This is a genomic window from bacterium (assembly GCA_035559435.1).
Classification (GTDB): domain Bacteria; phylum Zixibacteria; class MSB-5A5; order WJJR01; family WJJR01; genus JACQFV01.
The window spans coordinates 1-21206 of record DATMBC010000010.1; the positions used below are offsets into that span (position 1 = coordinate 1).

Here is a 21206-nt window from a genome sequence, read left to right on the forward strand (position 1 = left end):
GCATCGAGACGATCGCGACGCCGTGGGGTCCGATCCGCGTCAAGGTCGCGGAAACCGCCGACGGCGCGCGCGCCATCCCCGAGTACGACGACTGCCGCGCCGCGGCGTCAAAACATGCGCTCCCGCTGGTCGAAATCATTGATCGGGTCACCCGCCTGTATTACGATCAGAACCCGGGGAGCAACCGGAAGCGAGGATAAGATGGCCAGTCTGTCGATTTGGATTTTTGCCCAGCAACGTAACGGCGCGGTGTCATCCGGCGCCTATGAACTGCTCACCGTGGCGCGTCGTCTGGCCGATGCCGGGGGCGGGACGGTCACCGCGGTGCTCTTCGGGCACGGCGTCGGCGACCACGCCGCCGCGCTCACTGCGCGCGGCGCGGATCGCGCGTTGGTGGCCGATGATCCTTCGCTGGCCCACTTTGTCGATGACCAGTACGCCGATCTGCTCGCCCGCTGGATTTCCGCCGACAAGCCCGATCTGGTCATTGGCAGCGCGACCGTCTATGGACGCGCCCTCTTCGCCCGACTGGCCGCGCGTCTCGGCGCCGGTCTGGTCGCCGATGCCGGCGGCATTGAGTGGAAGGATGGGCTCCCGCATGTGACCAAGGCCACCTATGGCGGCAAGGCCTTCACGGAATACGTCTTCTCGGAAGCCAAACCCTGGCTGGTCACGATGCGCCCGAAGACGTCCGAGGAGTCCCAAGCGCGCGAGCCCAAAGGATCAGTCGAGGCTCGTCCCGCCGACGGCCTCGGCGCGCCGCAGGTGCGTGTGGTCGCGGCCGAATCGATTGGCGCCGGCAGCGTGCCATTGACCGAAGCCGATATCATCGTCTCCGGCGGACGCGGCCTGCGCGCGCCGGAAAACTACAAGATGGTCGAGGAATTGGCGCAGGTTCTCGGCGCCGCCGCCGGCGCCTCGCGCGCCATCGTCGATGCCGGTTGGGTCCCCTATGACAAGCAGGTCGGCCAGACCGGCAAGACCGTCAATCCCAAACTCTACATCGCCTGCGGCATTTCCGGCGCGATTCAGCATCTGGTCGGCATGCAATCGTCGCGGGTGATCGTGGCCATCAACAAGGATGCCGACGCCCCGATCTTCAAAGTCGCCAGCTACGGCATCGTCGGCGATGTCTTTGCCTATCTCCCCGAGATCACTCGCGTGTTCAAGGAAAAACTCGGCGGGTAGCGCGCCGGACATCTGCATGCGTGTCGCCGCCATCGATCTGGGCACGTTCTCGGCGCTGCTGTTGATTGCCGAGTTGCGGCGGGGACGATTGCATCCCCTCTGTGAAGAACGTCGGACCGTGGACCTCACCAGCGACCGTCACGGCCGTCTCCCCACCGAGGCGGTGCGTCGCGCGGGGCGTGTGCTCTCGCGCTACGACGCGCTGGCGCGCCAGCATGGAGTTTCTGCCGGCCTGGTGGCGGCGACTGCCGCGATACGCGCCGCCGGCAACCGCGCCGCCGTGGTGGAACAACTGCGCCGGGCAACGTCGTTTCCGGTGCAGGTGCTGAGCGCCCGGCGCGAAGCCGCGCTCTCGGCGCGCTGCGCGCTGTCGGGGATGCGGGGCGCAACCGCGCAGCGACTAGTCATCGATCTCGGCGGGGGCTCCACGGAAATCCTCGAGCCCGTCTCCGGTGTCTTTCGCAGCTTCAAGATCGGCGCGGCGCGCGCCACCGACCAATGGGTTACGCACGCGCCGAAAAACCCGGCCGCGCGCGATTGGTACTACCTCGGCTGCGCCGACCGCGCGTTCCTGACGCTGAATCCCGATGTCTTTCGTGACACAAGCGCCATCGTTGGAGTGGGAGGGACCTTGACCGCGCTGGCGGCCCTTGCGGCCGGGCTGCGACGCTTCGATCCGGAAGTGGTTCATGGCCGCGTCCTCAGCGCCGATTGGATCGGCGCCACCGCCGCGGAGCTGGCGCGGCTGCCAATCGCGCGTCTTCGAAAACTTCTGCCCTATGATCCGGCGCGGGCCCGGGTGATTGTCGCTGGAACTTACCTCTGGGCCGCGGTGTTAAACCGCCTGAACGCACGGCGCGTGACGGTCTCCGCGCGTGGCCTGCGTTGGGGCGTGGCGGCCCAACTCGCCGGCCTGCCGTAGCGGTTGCCGACCCTCGACCGCGACCAGAAAACCCCTTGACCAACTCCAACTTGGGGACGACATTCGCTCCCTTACGATGCGCATGGGGGCGCGTCTGTCAGCCAGACCCGGATGCCACGACGCCTTCGGGTTTCACTTCCACCCAAACGACATGATGAGCATCTCACACACACGCACCCGCTGGCTTCGGCCGCTTGCCTGGTTCGTCGCGCTGGCTTTGCTCGGACCGGCCGTTGCCTCTGCCGCCGACCTGCCGCGCGCCTGGCAGATTGATCCGGCCGAGGACGCCGCCTTGTCCAAACCGGCCGTGTCGACCGACACCGTGCCCGGCTCCAACAACGTAGTCGATATCATCCACATCACCCCCGATGTCTGGGCCGCGACCGCCAAGGGACCGAGCCGTCTGACGCTGCCGGGGGATCAGTGGCTGACTTATGACACCACCGATGGTCTGCCGTCCCTCCAAGTACCGGCGATGGGCATCTTTCCCAACGGCGCCTGGTCCGCGACCAGCCACACCGAAGTGCGCGATGGCCGTGTGGTGACCTGGGGGGATGGCCTTTACCGCTTCAATGAGGTGAGTGAGGAGTGGGAGCGACGGACCCCGTCGAGCAATCAGGCCTCCGGTCCGTTTCAGTTGGCCTACGATCTGGCCTATGCGCGCGGCCGTTTGTTCGCCACCTGCTTTGCCGGCGGACTGCTGGTCAGCGACGATGATGGCCTGACCTGGGAAAACATCTTCGCCGATGGCACCGCCCGCTCGGATTTCGAGAACAAGACCTTCAACGATCTGAACAATCGTTACTTCGCCGCGGTGGTCGACTCGACCCGTCCCGACTCGCTGGCGCTGTGGGCGGGAACCGCCTACGGCATCAACAAGATGATTTTTCTGACCGACACGCTCAAGCCGCGCGGCAAGGTCTTCCATGACCTTTATCTCGACGGGGCGCGTCTGTATGCCGCCACCGACGATGGCATGTCACGCACGCCGGACCGCGGCGGCAGTTGGCGCACCTACAACGCGCTCTACGATGGCTTCCCGTCCGATTACGTCATCTCAACCGCCGCCAAAGGCGACACCTTCTGGGTCGGTCTGGCCAGTCCCGACAACGATTCCGGATTGGGGCTTGCCTACAGCTTCAACAATGGCCGCGACTGGACGGTCACCCAGCCTTTCCACGCCACCGGCCCGAGGCGGCGTCCGCGGGACATCGCGTTGACACCCGGACGTGTCTGGGTGGCCTGCGAGGACGGTGGAACGATCTACGCCGACATGCCGGGCGTTGTGTGGGAAAACGCTCTCGGTATAGATGCGTATTCGCTTCTGCCCGCGCCGCCGGATGATCCGGAGACCGTTTTCATCGGCACCGAAGTCGGAGTCTACGCCTGGCCGGTGTCCGGATCGCCATTGCCCGGCGCCACGATGCCCATCGGGGTCGAAGCCGACTCCATCGGACAGCGGGTGATCGGCATGGGATACCAGCAGACTCCGTGCACGACCGCGTTTGACTCCGTGATCTGGGCGCTCTGTGAACCCGGCTCCAACGGCTTCGGCACACCGGGATTTGCGATCAGCGCCGATGGCGGCGAGACTTGGAATGTCTCATCGCGGCGTCTTGGCGTACGCGATGTCGTCTTCGAGGGCTGCCGCTATTGGTTGGCCACCGACAGTGGGCTGGCCGAGGGCGATATCCGCAACCTCGACAGTCTGATGTTCACCGCTTCCTACAGGAACATGGTCAACAACAAGCGCATCGGCGCCACGCCGTTGTCGCTGGCCGCCGAGATCGGCAAAGATGACCTGACCGGCGCCGATGTTCTCAAGACCCTCTGGGTCGGCACCGATTCGATGATGGCGCGCACGCTGGACAAGGGCATCACCTGGGGCGTGGTCTTCTCCAACTCCAATCCCAACGACTTCGATCTGCTTGAGTTCTTCCGCTATCGCGATGATGACACCGCCATCGCCGGGTTCGAGCAACTCTCCGGCAATTTCATCACCGCGATCGGCTTCCAGCCGGGCGGGCGCGGCACCATCTGGGCGGCCACCCAGGCCACCGGCCAAGGGCGTTTCGCCAACATCTTTACCGGATCGAAGGAGAAAGATGGCCTCTCGGTGACGCGCGATGCGGGACGGACCTGGTCGGTGCCGCTCACCGGCCATCAGATCTGGAACTTCGCCTTCGATGGCGCCATCGTCTGGGCCGCCTCCTCGCAGGGATTGCTCTACTCGCCCGATAACGGCGTCTCGTGGGACACGATCAGCACCTTCACCGATCCCGAAACCGGCGCGGTCATCGACTCGACCACAGAGGTCTTCGCGGTTGAACTGGTGGGCAATGAAATCTGGGTCGGCACCGCCAACGGCATGGCGATCCTGACCCGCAACGGCCAGACCAAGGCGGTGCGCCGTGGCTTCAAGTCCGTGCAGCCGGGGGCCGCAGGCGGCGAGGGAGGGGCCTATGCCACCCCCGTGCCGTACTCGCCCAACATCTCCTCCGGCGGCATCCGCTTCCACTACACGCCGCCTTCCGACGGCCCGGTCACGATCAAGATTTACGATTACGCCAACAATCTCGTCAAGACCGTCACCGATGGCGCGCTGCGCGAGGGGGGACGTCAATACGACGAGCTCGATATCTGGGATGGACGCAACGGCGAGGGAGAGGTCGTCGCCGTGGGCACCTACTTCTTTGTCATCGAATACTCTGGCGGCCAGACGCACTGGGGTAAAGTGGTGGTGATTCCGTGAGGGGCGCAGACGCAATGACTCAGACCCTTGGCACTCGTCGTTGGATCGCCGCGTTGACGGCGGCGCTGGCGCTCTGGCCGGTGGGCGCGGCGGCCCAGGAAGACGGCGGCCAGCCGGGCGCGATGCTGGATTGGAGCGTCGGCGCGCGCGCCGTCGCCATGGGCTCGGCCTTCACCGCCACCGCCGAAGGCCCCAGCGGCTCCTGGTGGAACCCGGCCGGAATCGCGCAGACCCGCCAGGACGCCGTCGAAATGGCCCTGCGCAAGATGTCCTTCGACCGTCAGGCCGGTTACATCAACTACATCCACCCCTTCGGCCGCGAGGAAGCGGCGATGGGGTTCTCGTGGATCTACGCCGGTGTCGGCGACATCTTCGCCCGCGACATCGACGGCCAGATCGGCGATGAGATCTCCGATTATTCGAACGCCTTCGCCTTCACCTTTGCGCGCCGGTTCACCGAGCGCACGGCCCCGACCGCCGTTTCCCTGGGCGTGAACCTGCGCTATGTCCAGCACAACATCGCCAACATCAGCGCCTACACGGTCGGCTTCGACCTCGGCGCACAGTTGCGCCACCGCATGCTCAAGCGCGGCATGGCCGCCGATGCCGTCCCCAACGAACTGCGGCTTGGCGTGGCGGTCCAGCGGCTCAACCAGAAATACCCCTGGACCACCAGCGACTACTGGATCGAGGAAGGGGAGTCGGGGGGATCGTCATTTGATGAGAGATTCCCGGTGGTGGTGCGCGGCGGGGTGGCGGCGCTTGTGTTCAATGGGCGCGCGCTCGGCGCAGTCGATGTGAAAGTGGATGCCGACCGAGGCGCGACCGTGCACGTCGGCGCCGAAGGCCGCTTCCGTGAACTGATCGCGGTGCGCGCCGGCGTCGATGACGGCCGTCTCACCTTCGGCGGCGGAGTGGAGCCGCGCGCTTCCAGCCGTGTCCGTTTTGTGCTCGACTACGCGTTCGCGGTGCAGCCCGATGAAATCGACGCCGAGCATGTCTTCTCGCTGGGCGTGCGCTTCTAACGAATGCGGAACGGGATGTCGACGATGCGATCGCTTACACACTGTGCCGCCGGTCTTGTCATGGCGGTCGTTTCATTGGTCGCGACGGCCCGGAGCGCGGCGGCGCAGTCGAACGCGACCGACCCCATCGGCTTTCGCTTCCTGACCATCGGCGGCGGCGCCCGTGCGGTGGCGCTGGCCGAAACGATGGTCGCCGACGCCGAAGATCCCTTCGCCACCGAGTACAATCCCGCCGGATTGGTCGGCATTCCGAAGACCGTCCTCTCGTTTGCCCATAACGTCTATTTCCAGGACACCCGCGGCGAATACCTCGCGGTCGCGGTGCCCTGGCAGAAATGGTCGTTCGGCGCGCGGGTGGCCTACCTGGGCACCGGCGATATCCCCCGACGCACCGGCCCCTCGCAGGACCCGATCGGTTACTACGACGCGGCCAGCGGCATCTTCCAGGCCGCGATCGGGCGTGTGGTCGATGAGCGGCTCTCGGTCGGGCTGTCGGCCGCCTATGTGCTCGAGCACATCGAGTCGGAGACCGCGCAAAATGCCATCCTCGGCCTGGGGGCGCGGTACCGAATCCATCGCAACTTTCACTTCGGCATCGCCTTCACCAACGTCGGCCCCAAGGCCAAGTTCATCGAGCGCGAGTTCAAGATGCCCAACCGGGTCCACGTCGGCGGGGCCTGGAGTCGTGAGCAACTCTCTCTGCGCGGCGAGTTTCTGGCGGCCGAGGACGAAAATCTGCATTGGCACTTCGGCGGCGAGTACACCCCCGATCCACGTCTGGCGTTGCGCGCGGGCGTGCGTCTCGGCTATGACACCCAGACCTTCAGCGCCGGCGCCGGCATCCGCACCGCCGATCAACGCTTCGGTGTCGACTACGCCTTCGCGCCGTACTCCGACGATCTGGGCAGTACCCACCGTTTCGGCCTGACGGTGCGTCCGTAATCACCCTCCGCCTTTGGTGTTGACGCTTCCGACGGATGGCGGTTTATAACCCGCATGCGCCGGCGGCTCCGCGTTCTGACAGCCCTCTCGCTTTGCGGCATCCCGGCGGTGGCGATGGCCGGGCCGCGGGATGTCATACCGGCGCTGGCCGTGCAGACTCAACGTCTGCCCGAACTCATCGCAATTGTCCTGGTCATCGCCGCGGCCTTCGTCGCCGGCCGGCTGGTGAAACGGCGCGGCGCGCCGGCGCTGCGTCCCCTGCCGCCGCTTGATGCTCTGCCCGATGCCATCGGACGCGCCACCGAGACCGGCACGCCGGTGGTCTACATCACCGGCTGGGGGGGCGATATGGGACGTCCCACCACCATGGCCTCGATGCAGATTCTCTCGCATGTCGCGCGGCAATCCGCCCAGTACAACTGCCGACTGCTTTTCCCCAGCCACGATCCGGTGATCGCGCAGGTGGCCGATGACACGATCACGCAGGCGGCCTCGCTGGCGGGTCGCCCGGAGTGGAAGGCGCTGACCGCCGCGACCTTTGTCACACAAAGCCAGTTCGGCTACGCCGCCGCGATCGAGGGGATCGTCGCGCGCGAACATCCCGGGGCGGTCCTGCTGCTGGGCACTTTCGAGGGCGAGGCGCTGATCCTCGCCGAGGCGGCGCATCGCTCCGGCGCGGTCACCATTGCCGGCACCGATTCGACCATCCAGCTGTCGTTTTTCCTGGTCGCCTGTGACTACACGCTGATCGGCGAGGAGGTATTCGCGGCCTCGGGTGTTCTCTCCGGCGATGCGCGCGCCCTCGGCGCGCTCTGGGCGCAGGATTGGCTGAAGTATCTGGCGCTGGCCCTTCTGCTCTGCGGGGCGTTGGTTCTGTGGCTTGCCGCCTATGACGCCGGTCCGTGGCTGGCGAAATGACGCGACGATGAGCATGCTGCGCGACCGCCTCACCATTCTGACCGCCGCCACCGCCGGCGTCTTCATGGTCGTGCAGTACTTCGTCACATCGCCGGGAATGGATGCGACCTACCGCGCGATTCTCAATTGGATGCAGGTGATCTTCGCCTGCGCCTTGATGGTCGGCATCGCCGCAGTGGTGAAAAACCACATCGTGCGTCTCCGACGCCGTCGCGCCGAACGGCCGTATTCGCTGGTGCTTTTGGCCTCGGTGGCGGCGATGGCGTCGATGGGGTTTTCCGGCGGCATCGATCAGGGCTCGTCGTTTCTTTGGGCCTTCAATCACCTGCAGGCGCCGATGCAGGCCACGGTCTTCTCGCTTCTGGCCTTTTATGTGACCTCGGCGGCCTTTCGTGGGTTCCGTGCCCGCTCGGTGGAATCGGCGGTGCTCATCGCCGCGGGGTTGATCGTGCTCATCGGACGGGTCCCGTTGGGCGAGCAGATCAGCGCGCAACTGCCCGCGGCGGCCGAGTGGATTGTCAATGTGCCGGCGCTGGCCGCCAAACGCGCCATCCTGATTGGTATCGGACTGGGAATGGTCGCCACCGCCCTGAAAGTCATCGCCGGCGTCGAGCGCACCTACCTGGGGGGACGGTAGGGTGCGCGCGCGGCGGATCATCTTTGCGCTGCTGGCGGTTGCGATGATCGCCGTCATGATCTGGCGGCCGCGGCTGCCGATCACGGTCACCGATTCCACCCGCGCCGTCTTCGCCATGATCGACGCCCTCGACTCGAACGCGGTGGTGATGATCTCCTTCGATCACGAGGCCTCCAGTCTGCCCGAGATCGGTCCGATCGGCGCGGCCATCGCCGATCACTGCTTCCGCCGCGGCATCAAAGTGGTCGGGCTGGCGCTGTTTTCCGAAGGGAACGCCATCGGCTACGACCTGCTCTCCCGGCGCGCCATACGGCAGGGGAGAGAGTACGGCGACGACTGGATCTACCTCGGCTTCCGTCCGCAGTACACCGCCGCCATCCTCGGAATGGGGGAGGACATCGGTGAAGTTTTCGCCACCGACTATCTCGGCGCGCCGCTGTCCCGTCTGCCGCTGGGCGCGCGTGTCCGCAACTACGAGGACATCGATCTGGTGGTCTCGGTCGCCGATGGGTCGATGCCGACCTATTGGATCGAATACGCCGCCAATCGCTATGGTGAGAAGGTCGTCGCGGCGCTCTCGGCGGTCATGGTGACCTCGTTTACGCCCTATCAGGAATCCGGGCAACTGGCCGGCATCCTCACCGGCTTGAAGGGCGCCGCCGAATACGAGCAACTCCTGCAATCGCCCGCCGCGGGTGTGCGTGGCATGGCGGCGCAGTCGGCCGCGCACGTGTTGATCGCCCTCCTCGTGCTCTGGGGCAACATCGAGGCATGGCGCTCCCGCAAACGGAGGGCCGCCTGAGATGTGGTGGGAAACCACGATCACCGCGCTGTTGACGCTAGCCATCTACACCATTCTGGTCGGCGACAATCCGATCTTCAAGTTCGCCGAGCATCTCCTGCTGGGGCTCTCGATCGGTTACTCGCTGGTGGTGACGGTCAAATCGATTCTGATCCCGCAGGCGATCGCGCCCTTGGGAGACGGCCAATGGGCGGCGTTAATCCCGGTCATTCTCGGCTCGGCGATGTTCCTGCGTGTGCATCCCCGCCTGGCCCCCTGGTCGCAGATTCCGCTCGCGCTCCTGATCGGCGCCGGCGCCGGCGCCGCCATCCCGGCGATGATGCAGGCACGGGTGCTCAAGCAGACCGCCGCCACCATCTCCGGCAGCGGCACCGTCGATGGCGTGATCATTTTGTTGGGGGTGCTGGTGACGCTGATGTATTTCGTCTTCACCCGCCGTCACACCGGCGCCTGGGGGCGGGCGGCCGTCGCCGGGCGGTACTTTATGATGATATTCTTCGGCGCCACGTTTGCGTATACGGTCATGTCACGCATGGCGCTCCTGATCGGGCGTCTCGAGTTCCTGTTGTCCGACTGGCTCGGCGTGATCTGATCCGATGTCCGGAACCCACGACGATGATCTGCCCCCGCTGCCGCCGCGCCATGGTCGAGCAAAAGCGGGTCTTCCACGGACGCCGCAAATGGATCTGCCCGGTCTGCAAGAAGGTCCGGTTTCAGAGCGTGCGCCCTCCGCGATCGCGCAAGCCCGAGCACGAGTAGCCCGTCGGTATCCCAATGTCCGTGTCGGCACCAGCGGCTACTCCTTCGCCGACTGGGTGGGCTCCTACTATCCCGCCGGGATCGCGCGCGGCCGCATGTTCGACCACTACGCCGCCGATTTCGACACCGTCGAGATCAACTCCACGTACTATGGCATCCCGAGCGCGAAGGTCTTCGCCAACTTGGAACGCAAGAGCCCGCCGGCGTTCGAGTTCCTCGTCAAGACCCACGGCAGCTTCACCCACCAGCGCGACCAGGCCGCAGCCAACATTCCGCCGCTGCTGGAAGCGGTCGCGCCGCTGCGCGAAGCCGGGAAACTGCGCGGGCTGCTGGCCCAGTTCCCTTACTCTTTCCGCTTTGCCCCCGCCAACCTCGACTACCTGCGCCGTCAGAATGACCGGCTGGCGGGAATCCCGCTGTTCGTCGAATTTCGCCACGACAGTTGGCTGCACCCGGAAGTGAAGGAAGCGTTGCGTCAGTCGCAGATCGGCTACTGCAACGTCGATGAACCGCCCCTGCCGCATCTGCTGCCCCCCGAAGCCGCGGCCACCACCCCGGTGGGGTACATCCGTCTCCATGGACGCAACGCCGCGCAGTGGTGGGAGGGTGGCGCGGAGCGATACAACTATCAATACAGCGACGACCAACTGCGCGAATGGGTCGGACGCCTCGACTCCCTGCGCGCCCAGACCGACCGCATCTACGTCTTCTTCAACAACTGCCACCTCGGCCGCGCCGTCCGTGACGCCCACCGGTTTCTCGAACTGCTGGGCGAGGAAGACGCGTGAAACAATCCTGTCAGAATTGAAAAAAGGAACACGCGCCGCCCGATTTGCTCACGATGTAACATATTGTGTGCCAGTAAGTAATCATGCCTAAGCTAAAGTGCCGATCGAGCCGATAATTACTATTGCGGAGTATGGCCATCGCGTATAGGTTACGAGGACCTGCCCACGGGGGGCGGTCTGACGTTGTCCATTATGTCCAAACGGCTGTTGATCAGGGTTGGTGTCGTGGTCTGGGCGTTGGCGGCTTTGGTCGTCGGCGTCACCCAGCAGTTGTCGCCCTCGTTGCATCCCGATTCCCCGGCCCCCAGGCCGAAGGACCTGCAGCCGGCGGCTTGGGTGCCCAAGACCTCGTTTGCGGAACTGAAGTCGATGCCCAATCTGCGCTGCGCATCGGCCTTCATCCTCGACAATAAGGCCGGGGAGATCATCCTCGAGAAGAACGCCCACCAGGTGCGCCCGATCGCCTCGATCACCAAGCTGCTGACCGCGCTGGTCTTCCTCGAATCCGGCGTAGACCTGAACACCACCACAACGATCACCCCCGAGGATGCCTACGAGTCATCCCGCTCGCGTCTGCGTCCCGGCGAAGAGTACACCGTCCGCGACCTTCTCCACGCCGCGCTGATCTCCTCCGACAACCGCGCGGCACGGGCGCTGTCGCGTTCGGCCGGCATGACCCAGGCGATGTTCATCGCCCGCATGAACGACAAGGCGCGCGAACTCGATATGGACTCGACCCATGTCGTCGAGCCGACCGGCCTGTCCAACGAAAACCGCTCCACTGCGCACGATTGCGCCATTCTGGTCAACGCGGCGCTGAAGAATCATCTGATCCGCCACATCACGTCCCTGACCGGCCACACCATCCGGCCACTCAATCGCCGCCGCAACGTGGCGCTGTCGAACACCAACCGGCTCCTGCAGACCGATTTGCAGTTCCTCGGCGCCAAGACCGGGTATATCAACGACGCCGGCTGGTGCATCGCCGCCCGCGCCCTCTCCGGGCAGGGGGACGATGTCACCGCCGTGGTCCTCGGCGCCCGCACCTCGACCCAGCGCTTCGCCTCGCTTTCCAGCGCGTTGCACTGGGCCTTTGATGTTGTATCTTCCTCCCTCTCCCGAAACTGAGTACCTTCCCTGCATGGGCGCAAGCGGCGACCAGCGCATTGAGGAACTGCTGGGAGTCTTGGACACCAGTCTCTTGGAGTTTGAAGAACTCCTGGGCGAATTGGCCGATCAGGCGGAAAAGACCGCGCCGAAACTCGAATCGCTGGCCCGCGAGCAGCGCGAGTCGCGCGCCGAAATCGCCGAATTGCGCGAGATGATCGAGACGCTTACCCAGCGCGTCGAACGGCTCACCTCGATACTGACCGACCCGCACCGCGAGCGGTAGGCCGCCCGGCCGCCGGATTCACTTCGTCCGTTGTCGGCCGATGTGCCTGGGATTGCCGTCGGGAAGACACCCGATGCCTGTTCGTTGGCGGACCATCCGAATGACAACCTGAAGGAAGGACGCATTGGCATGGGACTGGGGCTGCCCGTGAGCTACCGCATCGTGGAGGCGCATAACGGCACCCTGCGCATTGACAGCATTGAAGGTCAGGGCACCACCGTCACGGTCGATATCCCGCTCGCGCAGATTCAACCGCCGCCCGCCCCGATCGACATCAGCGCGTAAACGAATCGGCCCACGACATCTCCATCCCGCGCGCCGGGGCATTATATTCACCCCATGCCCGACACTCCGGTTGCCAACGCCCATACGCTTTCGGTCCTCGAGTTCGACCGCATCGTCGAATCCACCGCCGGCTTCTGTCTGACGCCGATGGGCGGCGAACGAATCCGTCGCCGCCAACCCAGCGCCGATCCCGACTGGGTCGACGCCCGCTTTGCCGAACTGCGCGAGATGATGACTTTGGCGGCGACCGGCGGATTCCCGCTGCACCGACTGCCCGACATTCGTCCCCATCTCGAAAAGTCGGCCCTCGACGGCGCCTTTCTCGATCCACCCGAGCTTCTTCAGATCGGCGAATTCCTGCAAGGGGTCGATGCGCTTCTGGCCTTCGCCAGGACGTCGCGCGAGTCAGCGCCGCGTGTGGAGGAATATCTCGAATCGCTCTCGGCGATCTACCCCCTGCGCCAGGCGATCAGCCGTTCGATCACCCCGGAAGGAGAGGTTGCCGACTCCGCCTCGCCCGAGTTGGCCAAGATCCGTCGGGAAAAACGCGGCGCGCGCGACGCGGTGGTCGGACGCCTCGAACGCATCCTCGCCCAGCGCAAGACCGATCCGTCGCGCATGGATGACCTCATCACCCTGCGCAATGACCGGTTTGTCATTCCGGTCCGCGAGGGCGATCCCGCCGCCGGCGAAGGCATTATCCAGGATCGCTCTTCCTCGGGCGCGACGCTCTATGTCGAACCCATGGCGGTGGTGGAGCTGAACAACCGGCTGCAACGGCTCGGTCTGGAAGAGGCGCGCGAAGTGCGCCGCATCCTCCTGGCCCTCACCGAGCAGGTCCGCGACCACCGCGAACCGCTTGCCGATGATGTCGACTCGATCGGCGCGCTCGACGCCGTCCATGCGCTCGCCCGGTTCGGCTTGCACATCGACGGGATTGTGCCCGGACGGGTCGCCACCGCGTCGATTACCCTGCGGCAGGCGCGTCACCCGCTTTTGGTGCTTAAGGCGGCGCGTCTGCCGAAGTCCGAGCGCGCGCCGGTGGTGCCGATGAGTCTTGCCATCGGCGATCAGCACACCGCGATCATCGTCACCGGACCGAACACCGGCGGCAAGACCGTCGCGCTGAAGACCGTCGGGCTTCTGACCCTCATGGCGCAGGCGGGCTGGCCGTTGCCGGTCGCCGAGGGCACCGCCATCGGGTTGTTTGACCATGTGATCGCCGACATCGGCGACGAGCAATCGATCGAGTCTTCGCTGTCGACGTTCTCGTCGCACCTGATGCGCATCAACGACGCGCTGGCGCGCGCCAACGACCGCACGCTCGTCCTGCTCGACGAGCTGGGCGCCGGCACCGACCCGAAGGAGGGCGCGGCGCTGGGCGAGGCGATCATCGGCGAATTGACCGAACGCGGCACCCGGCTGGTGGTCACCACCCACCACTCGGCGCTCAAGACGCTCTCCCAGCACGATCCCCGCATCGAGAACGCGTCGCTGGTCTTCGATGTGAAGACGCTCTCGCCGACCTACCAATTCCGTGTCGGGCTGCCCGGCGCCTCCTATGCCATCGACATCGCCCGCCGGCTGGGGGTGTCGCCGACGGTCATTGACCGCGCCATGTCCCTGGTCGATGCGCAGGAACGCGACCTCACCAGTCTGCTCAATGAGCTCGATGAGCGTCTCGAGACGCTGCGCGCCCAACAGGAGGACCTGGAGGAAAAGCAGCGCGCCGCCGCCTCGCTGGAGGAACTGTACAAGGCCCGTGTGGCCACGCTGGAGAAGTCGGCCAGCGAGCGCAAGCAGGAGGCGCTGGCCGAAGCCGAACGAATCGTCGAGGGCACCCGCCGCGAGATGGAGAACCTGGTGCGTGAAATCCGCGAAACTCAGGCGGAGAAGGACAAGGTGAAGCAATCGCACCACACCATCACCGCCCGCCTCGAGGACATCCGCGAACGCAGACGCGAACTCGCCCCGACACCAGCGGCGCCGGAGCAGCTCCAAGGCCCGCTGACCGTTGGCGACAAGGTCTGGATCGAGGCCTTCCGCAAGGAAGGCGAGGTGATCGACCTCGACACCGCCCGCGGCAAGCTCAAAGTCCGCATCGGCGATTTCCTCTATGCGCTCGACCGCTCGGCGGTCACCCGGGTCAAGGGCGCCGCAGAGTCCGAACCCGCCAAACCGGTGATCCGCATCCGTGTGCAATCGACCACCGAGATCGGCCCCGAACTTTCGCTGCGCGGCGAGACCGCCGAGGATGCGCTGATCCTGCTTGATCGCTACCTCGATGACGCCATCCTCGCCGGCTGGCAGGAAGTGCGCATTGTGCACGGCAAGGGGGAGGGCATCCTCCGTCGCGCCGTGACCGAGTTCCTCGCCAAGGACAAGCGCGTCGAATCGCGCCGCCTCGGCGAGTGGAACGAAGGCGCCGATGGGGTGACGATCGCGCGGTTGAAATCATCGTAATCGTGTGCGCACATCGCCGTGGCCCTGACCTCGGTCAGGGCCACCCCTGCTGGGAGATGGCATTTGTGGAGGGCGAGGCTCCCGCCGAGCCTGCTCCTCGGTGCCAGTAAATTGATCGGTACCATTCGCTCACGCACAACCAGCTGCAGGCTCTGACCAGGGTCAGGGCCGCCCCGGTGGATACAGCGACGTGGACCCCGCGCATTGGCCGCGCGTTTTTCGTATCTTGACGGTCGAATGCCCGACGATGCCATCAAAGATCAGGTCAAGGAGGCGACCGACATTGTCGCGGTGATCGGCCAGTATGTCACGCTGCGCCGGCGCGGCACCAACCTGATCGGCCTCTGTCCGTTCCACACCGAGAAGACGCCGTCGTTTACGGTCCATGCCGACCGGCAGTTTTTCCACTGCTTCGGCTGCGGCAAGGGCGGCGATGTCTTCACGTTCCTGATGGAGCATGAGGGATGGTCGTTTCCCGAGGCGCTCAAGTACTGCGCCGAGAAAGCCGGAATCACCCTGCCGGAGCGCCGCGAGCGCGATGACCCGCAGTCGCGACTGCGCGACGAAATGTCAGCGGCGCTCGAACTGGCCGACAAGATCTTCCGGCACACCCTCTTCACTCCCGTCGGCAAGCATGCGCTCGATTATCTGAAAAATCGTGGTTTCCAGGAACAGACGCTCAAGCGCGCCGGGATCGGCTATGCGCCCCCCGGTTACGAAACCGTGCTGAAGACCGCCGAAGCGCGCGGCATCACGCGCAAGATCCTCGAGGCGGCCGGGCTGATCACGCATTCGGCCAAGGGCGGAAATCCCTACGACCGTTTCCGCAACCGCGTCACCTTTCCCATCGTCAACCTCTCCGGCAAGACCGTCGGCTTCGGCGCCCGCGCCCTCTCCGATGAGGATCAGCCCAAATACCTGAACTCCCCCGAAACGGCGCTATATCAGAAGGGCCGCCTGCTCTATGGGCTCGTGGTCGCCCGCGATGCGATCCGTCGCGAGAATCGCGCAATCCTGGTCGAAGGATACATGGACTGGCTGACGATGGTCGAAGCCGGCATCGACAACGTGGTGGCGGTCTCCGGCACGGCGCTGACCGACATGCAGGCCAAGCTGCTGTCGCGCTTCTGCGAGCGGGTGACCATGATGTTCGACGCCGATGCAGCTGGCCAGCGCGCCGCGCTGCGCGGCATCGACATCGCCTACAACGCCGCCCTCGGCGTCGACATCGCGGTGCTGCCCAAAGGCGAAGACCCCGACAGCCTGATCCGCAAGCAGGGCGGCCAGGCCCTGCGCCGGGTGCTAAACGCGGCGGTCGGCATCGTTGAGTACCGGGTCGAAAACGAGCGTGCCAAGGCCCCCGGGGGCCGTTTGGATTTTCTGGCGCAGGAAAAACTGATCAAGGAGTTCGGCGAGCTGGCGGTGAAACTGGCCGACCCAACCCGGCGCGAGGCCTTCCTCGCCGAAGTCGCCGCCACCGTCGGAGTCGAGATGTCAGTGGTGCGCCAGGCGCTGAAACTGGCGCCGGCCCCGCGTCCGCCCAAGGCGGAGGCGCCGCCGCGCGAACTGCTGAGCGGCCACGCCGGCTTCCTGCGCCTGCTGCTTGAATCGCCCGACTATGTCGCGCGTGCCCGCTTGGCGGTGCTCGCCGATGACTTCGACCACCCGCTTTTGCGCGCGATGTACCAGGCGCTGCTCGACAAGACCGCCGATGGTTCCTGGCCGACTACGCCGCAGGAACTGGGCGCCACGCCGGAGGAAGTCGAGCATTGGTCGCGGCTGATGACCCACAGCGTCGATCCCGCCACGCGCGACCGCGCTTTTGAGGACGGCTTGCGGGACTTCGCGCAACGACGGCGTCCCGCGCCGCAGTTGCGCCAGTTGATTGCGCAGGCGGAGCGCGCGGGCGAGACTGCCAAGGCGCGTGAACTGACCGAACGGCTCGCCGAACAACTGCGCCTCGATAAGACGGAACCTGCTGAGGGAAAAGCGGGTAAAGGAGATTACGGCGGGGGAAAAACCCCTTGACTGAAATGGCAAAAATCGGGCATAATGAGGGTTACCACCGCGCAAGCGGCGGCGAGTTCGCGGCAGATTTCGGCTCTACGCAGGGCCCATAGCTCAGCGGTTAGAGCTGCTGACTCATAATCAGTAGGTCCCAGGTTCGAGTCCTGGTGGGCCCACCACGGGGGAAAGGACAGGGCCAGGTTCCGCAAGGGGTCGCGCCGCAAGGCAGGACGAACCGGGACTGGTCGAACGGATAAGGCGGGCGATTAGCTCAGTTGGTTAGAGCGTTCGGTTCACATCCGAAAGGTCACTGGTTCAAGTCCAGTATTGCCCACCACTGAAAGCTCTACGATGGCTGTGACTGATATACCGACAACGCTTTCTGCTCACGCTCTTGCGCCGCGGGCCGCCTACGGTCCGGGCCGCGTCTGCCGCGCGCACCATCCCGGTGCGCGCGTTTTCGTTTCCGTCCCCTTCCATGACACAGACTATGGCGACTAAAGCAACCATGCACGAAGCCGTGGACCTGCTGCTCAAGCTGCAGGGCCTCGACTACCAGCTCGGCGAACTCGAACGCTCCAAGGAATACCTCCCCGACATGATCGGCACTCTCGAAGGAGAGATCAAACAGGCCCTGCAGGAGCTGGCCAACGCCAAGGACCAGCTCGAAGCGACCCGCCTGGAAAACAAACGGCTCGAACTGCGCGTCAAGGAAAAGCAGGGCGAACTGGAGCGGCTGCAAAAGCAGATGATGGTCATCAAGACCAACAAGGAATACGACGCCCTGGCGCGCGAGATCGACCATGTCAAAGCCGACATCACGGCCAGCGAGGAAGGCATCCTCTCCACCCTCGACCGCATCGAGGCGCTCCAGAACGAGATCAAGGAGAAGGAAGAGCGGACGCTGCAGGTGCAGACCGCCAACGGCGCCCAGCTCTCCTCGATCAAGGGCGAGATGGACTCGGTCGGCGACAAGATCCGCATCAAGGAAGACGAGCGCAAAAACATCATCGTGCGCCTCGATGACGCCACGGTGGCCATCTACGAGCGCGTGCGCCGCGGCAAGGGCGGCGGCGCGATCGTGCACATCCGCCACGGCGCCTGTTCGGGGTGCTTCAAGCGGATGCCGCCGCAACTGGTGCAGGAGATCCGCCGCGCCGAGCGCCTGATCACCTGCGACTCCTGCGGACGCATCCTGATCTGGTCCGACGACGAATAGCGCCGCGGCGCCAACACGCCGCCTCGATCACCGTATCAGAGGCCAAATGAGACCGAGACACACCAGACAGCGCGCGGGGGGGAACCTCCCGCGCGCTGTCTGCGTTGACAGACCAAACACGAGGACCGACCGATGAATCCAGTGAGCAGCCCCGCCAACCAGACCGCCCCGCGGCCCGTCATGACCCCGGAGACCGTCGCCCCGCGCGATCGCATCCTGGCCGAGGCGCTCACCTTCGACGATGTCCTGCTGGTGCCCGCCAAGTCTGAGGTGATGCCGCGTGAGACCGATGTCTCCACCCGCATCGGCCCGATCCAGCTGCCGATCCCGATCATCTCGGCCGCCATGGACACGGTGACCGAATCACGCCTGGCGATCGCGCTGGCCCGGCTGGGCGGCATCGGCACCATCCATCGGAACATGTCGATCGACCGTCAGGCCGCCGAGGTCGAGCGCGTCAAGCGGTCCGAAAGCGGCATGATCAACAACCCGATCACGTTGGCCCCCGATCGGCCGATCCGCGACGCCCTCGAAGTCATGCGCCGTTACTCGATCTCCGGCATCCCGATCACCGACAATGGCCGTCTGGTCGGCATCATCACCAACCGCGACCTGCGCTTTCAGCGGGACCCGTCGGTGGCCATCAGCGAAGTGATGACCAAGGCGCCGCTGATCACCGCGCCCGAGGGGACCGACCTGGCCGCGGCGCAGGAAATCCTGCACAAGAATCGCATCGAAAAACTGCTGATCGTGGACCGCGCCGGCAATCTGCGCGGCATGATCACGGTCAAGGACATCATCAAGAAGGGGCAGTACCCCGACGCCTGCAAGGATGAGCGCGGCCGTTTGCGCGTGCTGGGCGCGGTCGGCGTGGGCGAGCAGGAAGGGCTGGCGCGGGCGCAGGCGCTGGTCGATGCCGGCGTCGATGGCATCTGCATCGACACTTCGCATGGGCACACCCGTTCGGTCATGGACACCGCGGCGAAATTGCGCGCCCGGTATCCGCAGGTGCTGTTGATGGTCGGCAACGTCGCCACCCGCGAAGGGGCGCATGACCTGATCGCCGCCGGCGCCGATGTGATCAAAGTCGGCATCGGGCCCGGTTCCATCTGCACCACCCGCATCGTGACCGGCGCGGGCCTGCCGCAGTTGACCGCCATCATGGATTGCTGCGAAGAAGCCGCCAAGACCAACACCGCCGTCGTTGCCGACGGTGGGATCAAATACTCCGGCGATATCACCAAGGCGCTGGCCGCCGGCGCCTCGGCGGTGATGATCGGCTCGCTGTTTGCCGGCACCGAGGAAGCCCCGGGCGAAAAGGTCCTCCTCGAAGGACGCTCCTTCAAGGTCTACCGCGGCATGGGATCGATCGGCGCGATGACCCAGGGCGCACGCGACCGCTACTACCAGGGTGAAGAGGAGCTGTCAAAGCTGGTGCCGGAGGGGATCGAAGGGCGCGTCGCCTACAAGGGCGAACTGGCCCAGACCATCCACCAGTTGATCGGCGGTGTGCGCGCCGGCATGGGCATCTGCGGCGCGCCCAATCTGGAGACCCTGCGGCGCACCGCGCGGTTTGTGCGGGTCACCGCCGCGGGGTTGCGCGAAAGCCACCCGCACGACGTGGCGATCACCAAGGAAGCGCCGAACTATCCGCGGGCGTAATCGTCCGCGCGCGGACGGTGAATGCGAGCAGGCCGGCACGCTTTCACCAAGGCGACTTAGAGCGGATCGGCGACACAGAGGTTGACGCCGAAGCCCGCGGAGCCGTCGGTGGCCCCGTCGCCGTCCTCATCCACGAGCAATTTCAGAGTGTAGTGCCCGATGCCGATTTCGGCGTTGGTCTTGCCATCAAAGTGCAGCGACAGAAATTGCACGGTGATGTCCACGGAGTTGGCGCCGGCGCTGCCCGGATAGGCAAACACCAGGTCGGTGCCCTGCACCGCGCCCTTGGACTTGGGGTTGTAACCGCGCAGGGAGACGCCGTCGAACGCCACCGCGCCCGTGGCGCTCCAGGTCACGGTGAACGTCACCGGCGCGCCTTCGGTGTAGTTGGTGTCCGCGAAGGCCGACGACCAGGTCACTTCGTTGGCGCCGAGCGTGTCGGTGGAGGTCTCCACCGCCGCCGGCTGCGCATCCACGCTGCCGGCGATCAAAGGCACAATCAGGATGGCCACTGCCACGATCCATAATGCCAGACGCATGCCGTTCCTCCTTACTTGCGTTGAGTGTCTCGCTGACTTGCGGCGACAGACGGTGGTACATGGTGCCGGCCTGACTCGCACTCCTCTCTTCGGCGCGCCTCGGCGTCAAACTTGAGAGCGATCCGCCATGCCGCGAAAAAAACCCCGATCGACACGCCGGGCGTTGATCAGGATTTACACTGATCAACTTCCGCGATCCGTCCCGGCCAAAGCAGGGGGCAATCAGCCAGAGGAGTTAGCCGCGCGATATCGGGAATTCGGAATTGAAGTGTGCGAAAAACTCCTGAACAGCGGTGCCCGACACGGGCGCGGGGATGCCGGAGCGGTTCGGCGCGCGATCCGAACATCGGGACGCCAGACAGTTTCGACTTTTTCGCCGCCGATTCCGTACTATATTGTCAGAGAGTTGCCGGGCGTGAGTCCACCGCCCCTCAAACGCGCAAGTTATTGTAGTTTGGTCATATAACCTCAAGCATAGAGTGAGAGAGGAGAACGACGGATCGGTAGGTGAGGCGGCCGCGTCCGTAGCGCCCTTGGGCGCCGGCGGATGAGGAAAGTCCGGGCTCCACAGAGCAGGGTGCCAGCTAACGGCTGGGCGGAGCAATCCGACGGAAAGTGCGACAGAGAATTACCGCCCCGTCCCGCGCAAGCAGGATGGAGCAAGGGTGAAAAGGTGGTGTAAGAGACCACCGGCGTCGCGGGCAACCGTGGCGGCCGTGTAAACCCCACCCGGAGCAAGGCCAAGCAGGGAAGAGGAGTCGCTCGCTCCGATTGATTCCCGGGTCGGCTGCATGACCGTACTGGCGACAGGACGGCTCAGATCAATGGCCGCCATTCCCCGTCCGCGGCGGGCCTGCCCGCCGCAACGGTGACACAGAACCCGGCTTACCGCCTGCCGATCCGCG

The 21206-nt window shown here is 65.2% G+C and carries 19 protein-coding genes, 2 tRNA genes and 1 other RNA gene; 21 read left to right on the plus strand and 1 reads right to left on the minus strand.

Features of this window, described 5'->3' with window-relative positions; genetic code table 11:
• The 20 genes from larC to guaB all read left to right on the plus strand — a co-directional run.
• Nucleotides 1-200 (plus strand): nickel insertion protein (larC, locus tag VNN55_00435; protein ID HWO56016.1); only part of this gene is annotated, 200 nt, incomplete at its 5' end.
• A 1-nt stretch (nucleotide 201) separates the two neighbouring features.
• Nucleotides 202-1188, plus strand: coding sequence for an electron transfer flavoprotein subunit alpha/FixB family protein (locus VNN55_00440; GenBank protein HWO56017.1), 987 nt, complete (start codon nucleotides 202-204; stop codon nucleotides 1186-1188).
• A 16-nt stretch (nucleotides 1189-1204) separates the two neighbouring features.
• Nucleotides 1205-2110 (plus strand): hypothetical protein, encoded by a 906-nt coding sequence (locus VNN55_00445; protein ID HWO56018.1) that lies wholly within the window; start codon nucleotides 1205-1207, stop codon nucleotides 2108-2110.
• Between the two features lie 151 nt (nucleotides 2111-2261).
• Complete coding sequence (locus tag VNN55_00450) at nucleotides 2262-4862, plus strand: FlgD immunoglobulin-like domain containing protein (GenBank protein ID HWO56019.1); 2601 nt, start codon at nucleotides 2262-2264, stop codon at nucleotides 4860-4862.
• Nucleotides 4863-4876: 14 nt separating this feature from the next.
• On the plus strand, nucleotides 4877-5887 hold the full coding sequence (locus tag VNN55_00455; GenBank protein ID HWO56020.1) for a hypothetical protein: 1011 nt from the start codon (nucleotides 4877-4879) through the stop codon (nucleotides 5885-5887).
• Nucleotides 5888-5911: 24 nt separating this feature from the next.
• On the plus strand, nucleotides 5912-6829 hold the full coding sequence (locus tag VNN55_00460; protein ID HWO56021.1) for a PorV/PorQ family protein: 918 nt from the start codon (nucleotides 5912-5914) through the stop codon (nucleotides 6827-6829).
• Between the two features lie 54 nt (nucleotides 6830-6883).
• Nucleotides 6884-7747, plus strand: a complete 864-nt coding sequence (locus VNN55_00465; GenBank protein HWO56022.1) for a DUF6754 domain-containing protein — start codon at nucleotides 6884-6886, stop codon at nucleotides 7745-7747.
• 7 nt (nucleotides 7748-7754) lie between these two features.
• A complete protein-coding gene (locus VNN55_00470) occupies nucleotides 7755-8384 on the plus strand; it encodes a hypothetical protein (protein HWO56023.1) in 630 nt (209 codons plus the stop codon).
• A 1-nt stretch (nucleotide 8385) separates the two neighbouring features.
• Entirely contained in the window at nucleotides 8386-9186 is an 801-nt protein-coding gene (locus VNN55_00475; GenBank protein ID HWO56024.1) for a hypothetical protein, read from the plus strand.
• Between the two features lies 1 nt (nucleotide 9187).
• Complete coding sequence (locus tag VNN55_00480; protein HWO56025.1) at nucleotides 9188-9778, plus strand: hypothetical protein; 591 nt, start codon at nucleotides 9188-9190, stop codon at nucleotides 9776-9778.
• Between the two features lie 88 nt (nucleotides 9779-9866).
• Nucleotides 9867-10733 carry a DUF72 domain-containing protein gene (locus VNN55_00485; GenBank protein ID HWO56026.1) on the plus strand — a complete coding sequence of 289 codons (867 nt, stop codon included), beginning with the start codon at nucleotides 9867-9869 and terminating at the stop codon, nucleotides 10731-10733.
• 192 nt (nucleotides 10734-10925) lie between these two features.
• A complete protein-coding gene (locus VNN55_00490) occupies nucleotides 10926-11861 on the plus strand; it encodes a serine hydrolase (protein HWO56027.1) in 936 nt (311 codons plus the stop codon).
• Between the two features lie 13 nt (nucleotides 11862-11874).
• Complete coding sequence (locus VNN55_00495) at nucleotides 11875-12126, plus strand: hypothetical protein (GenBank protein ID HWO56028.1); 252 nt, start codon at nucleotides 11875-11877, stop codon at nucleotides 12124-12126.
• Between the two features lie 30 nt (nucleotides 12127-12156).
• Nucleotides 12157-12411: an ATP-binding protein gene (locus VNN55_00500; protein ID HWO56029.1), complete on the plus strand. Its 255-nt coding sequence runs from the start codon at nucleotides 12157-12159 to the stop codon at nucleotides 12409-12411.
• 54 nt (nucleotides 12412-12465) lie between these two features.
• The gene (locus VNN55_00505) at nucleotides 12466-14874 is read left to right on the plus strand and encodes an endonuclease MutS2 (protein ID HWO56030.1); all 2409 of its coding nucleotides are present in this window, start codon (nucleotides 12466-12468) and stop codon (nucleotides 14872-14874) included.
• A gap of 237 nt (nucleotides 14875-15111) precedes the next feature.
• Nucleotides 15112-16902: a DNA primase gene (dnaG, locus tag VNN55_00510; protein HWO56031.1), complete on the plus strand. Its 1791-nt coding sequence runs from the start codon at nucleotides 15112-15114 to the stop codon at nucleotides 16900-16902.
• Nucleotides 16903-16984: 82 nt separating this feature from the next.
• Nucleotides 16985-17060: transfer RNA gene (locus VNN55_00515), tRNA-Ile, on the plus strand.
• An 81-nt stretch (nucleotides 17061-17141) separates the two neighbouring features.
• Nucleotides 17142-17218 (plus strand) — tRNA-Val (locus VNN55_00520).
• A gap of 153 nt (nucleotides 17219-17371) precedes the next feature.
• The gene (locus VNN55_00525) at nucleotides 17372-18100 is read left to right on the plus strand and encodes a C4-type zinc ribbon domain-containing protein (GenBank protein HWO56032.1); all 729 of its coding nucleotides are present in this window, start codon (nucleotides 17372-17374) and stop codon (nucleotides 18098-18100) included.
• Between the two features lie 180 nt (nucleotides 18101-18280).
• Nucleotides 18281-19762, plus strand: a complete 1482-nt coding sequence (gene guaB, locus VNN55_00530) for an IMP dehydrogenase (protein ID HWO56033.1) — start codon at nucleotides 18281-18283, stop codon at nucleotides 19760-19762.
• Nucleotides 19763-19818: 56 nt separating this feature from the next.
• Here guaB and VNN55_00535 read toward each other — a convergent pair whose 3' ends face one another.
• Nucleotides 19819-20301, minus strand: coding sequence for a hypothetical protein (locus VNN55_00535; protein ID HWO56034.1), 483 nt, complete (start codon nucleotides 20299-20301; stop codon nucleotides 19819-19821).
• 499 nt (nucleotides 20302-20800) lie between these two features.
• On the opposite strand from VNN55_00535, the gene rnpB reads away from it, so the two are divergent.
• Nucleotides 20801-21205, plus strand: an RNA gene (gene rnpB / locus VNN55_00540) — RNase P RNA component class A.
• Nucleotide 21206: the final 1 nt, after the last annotated feature.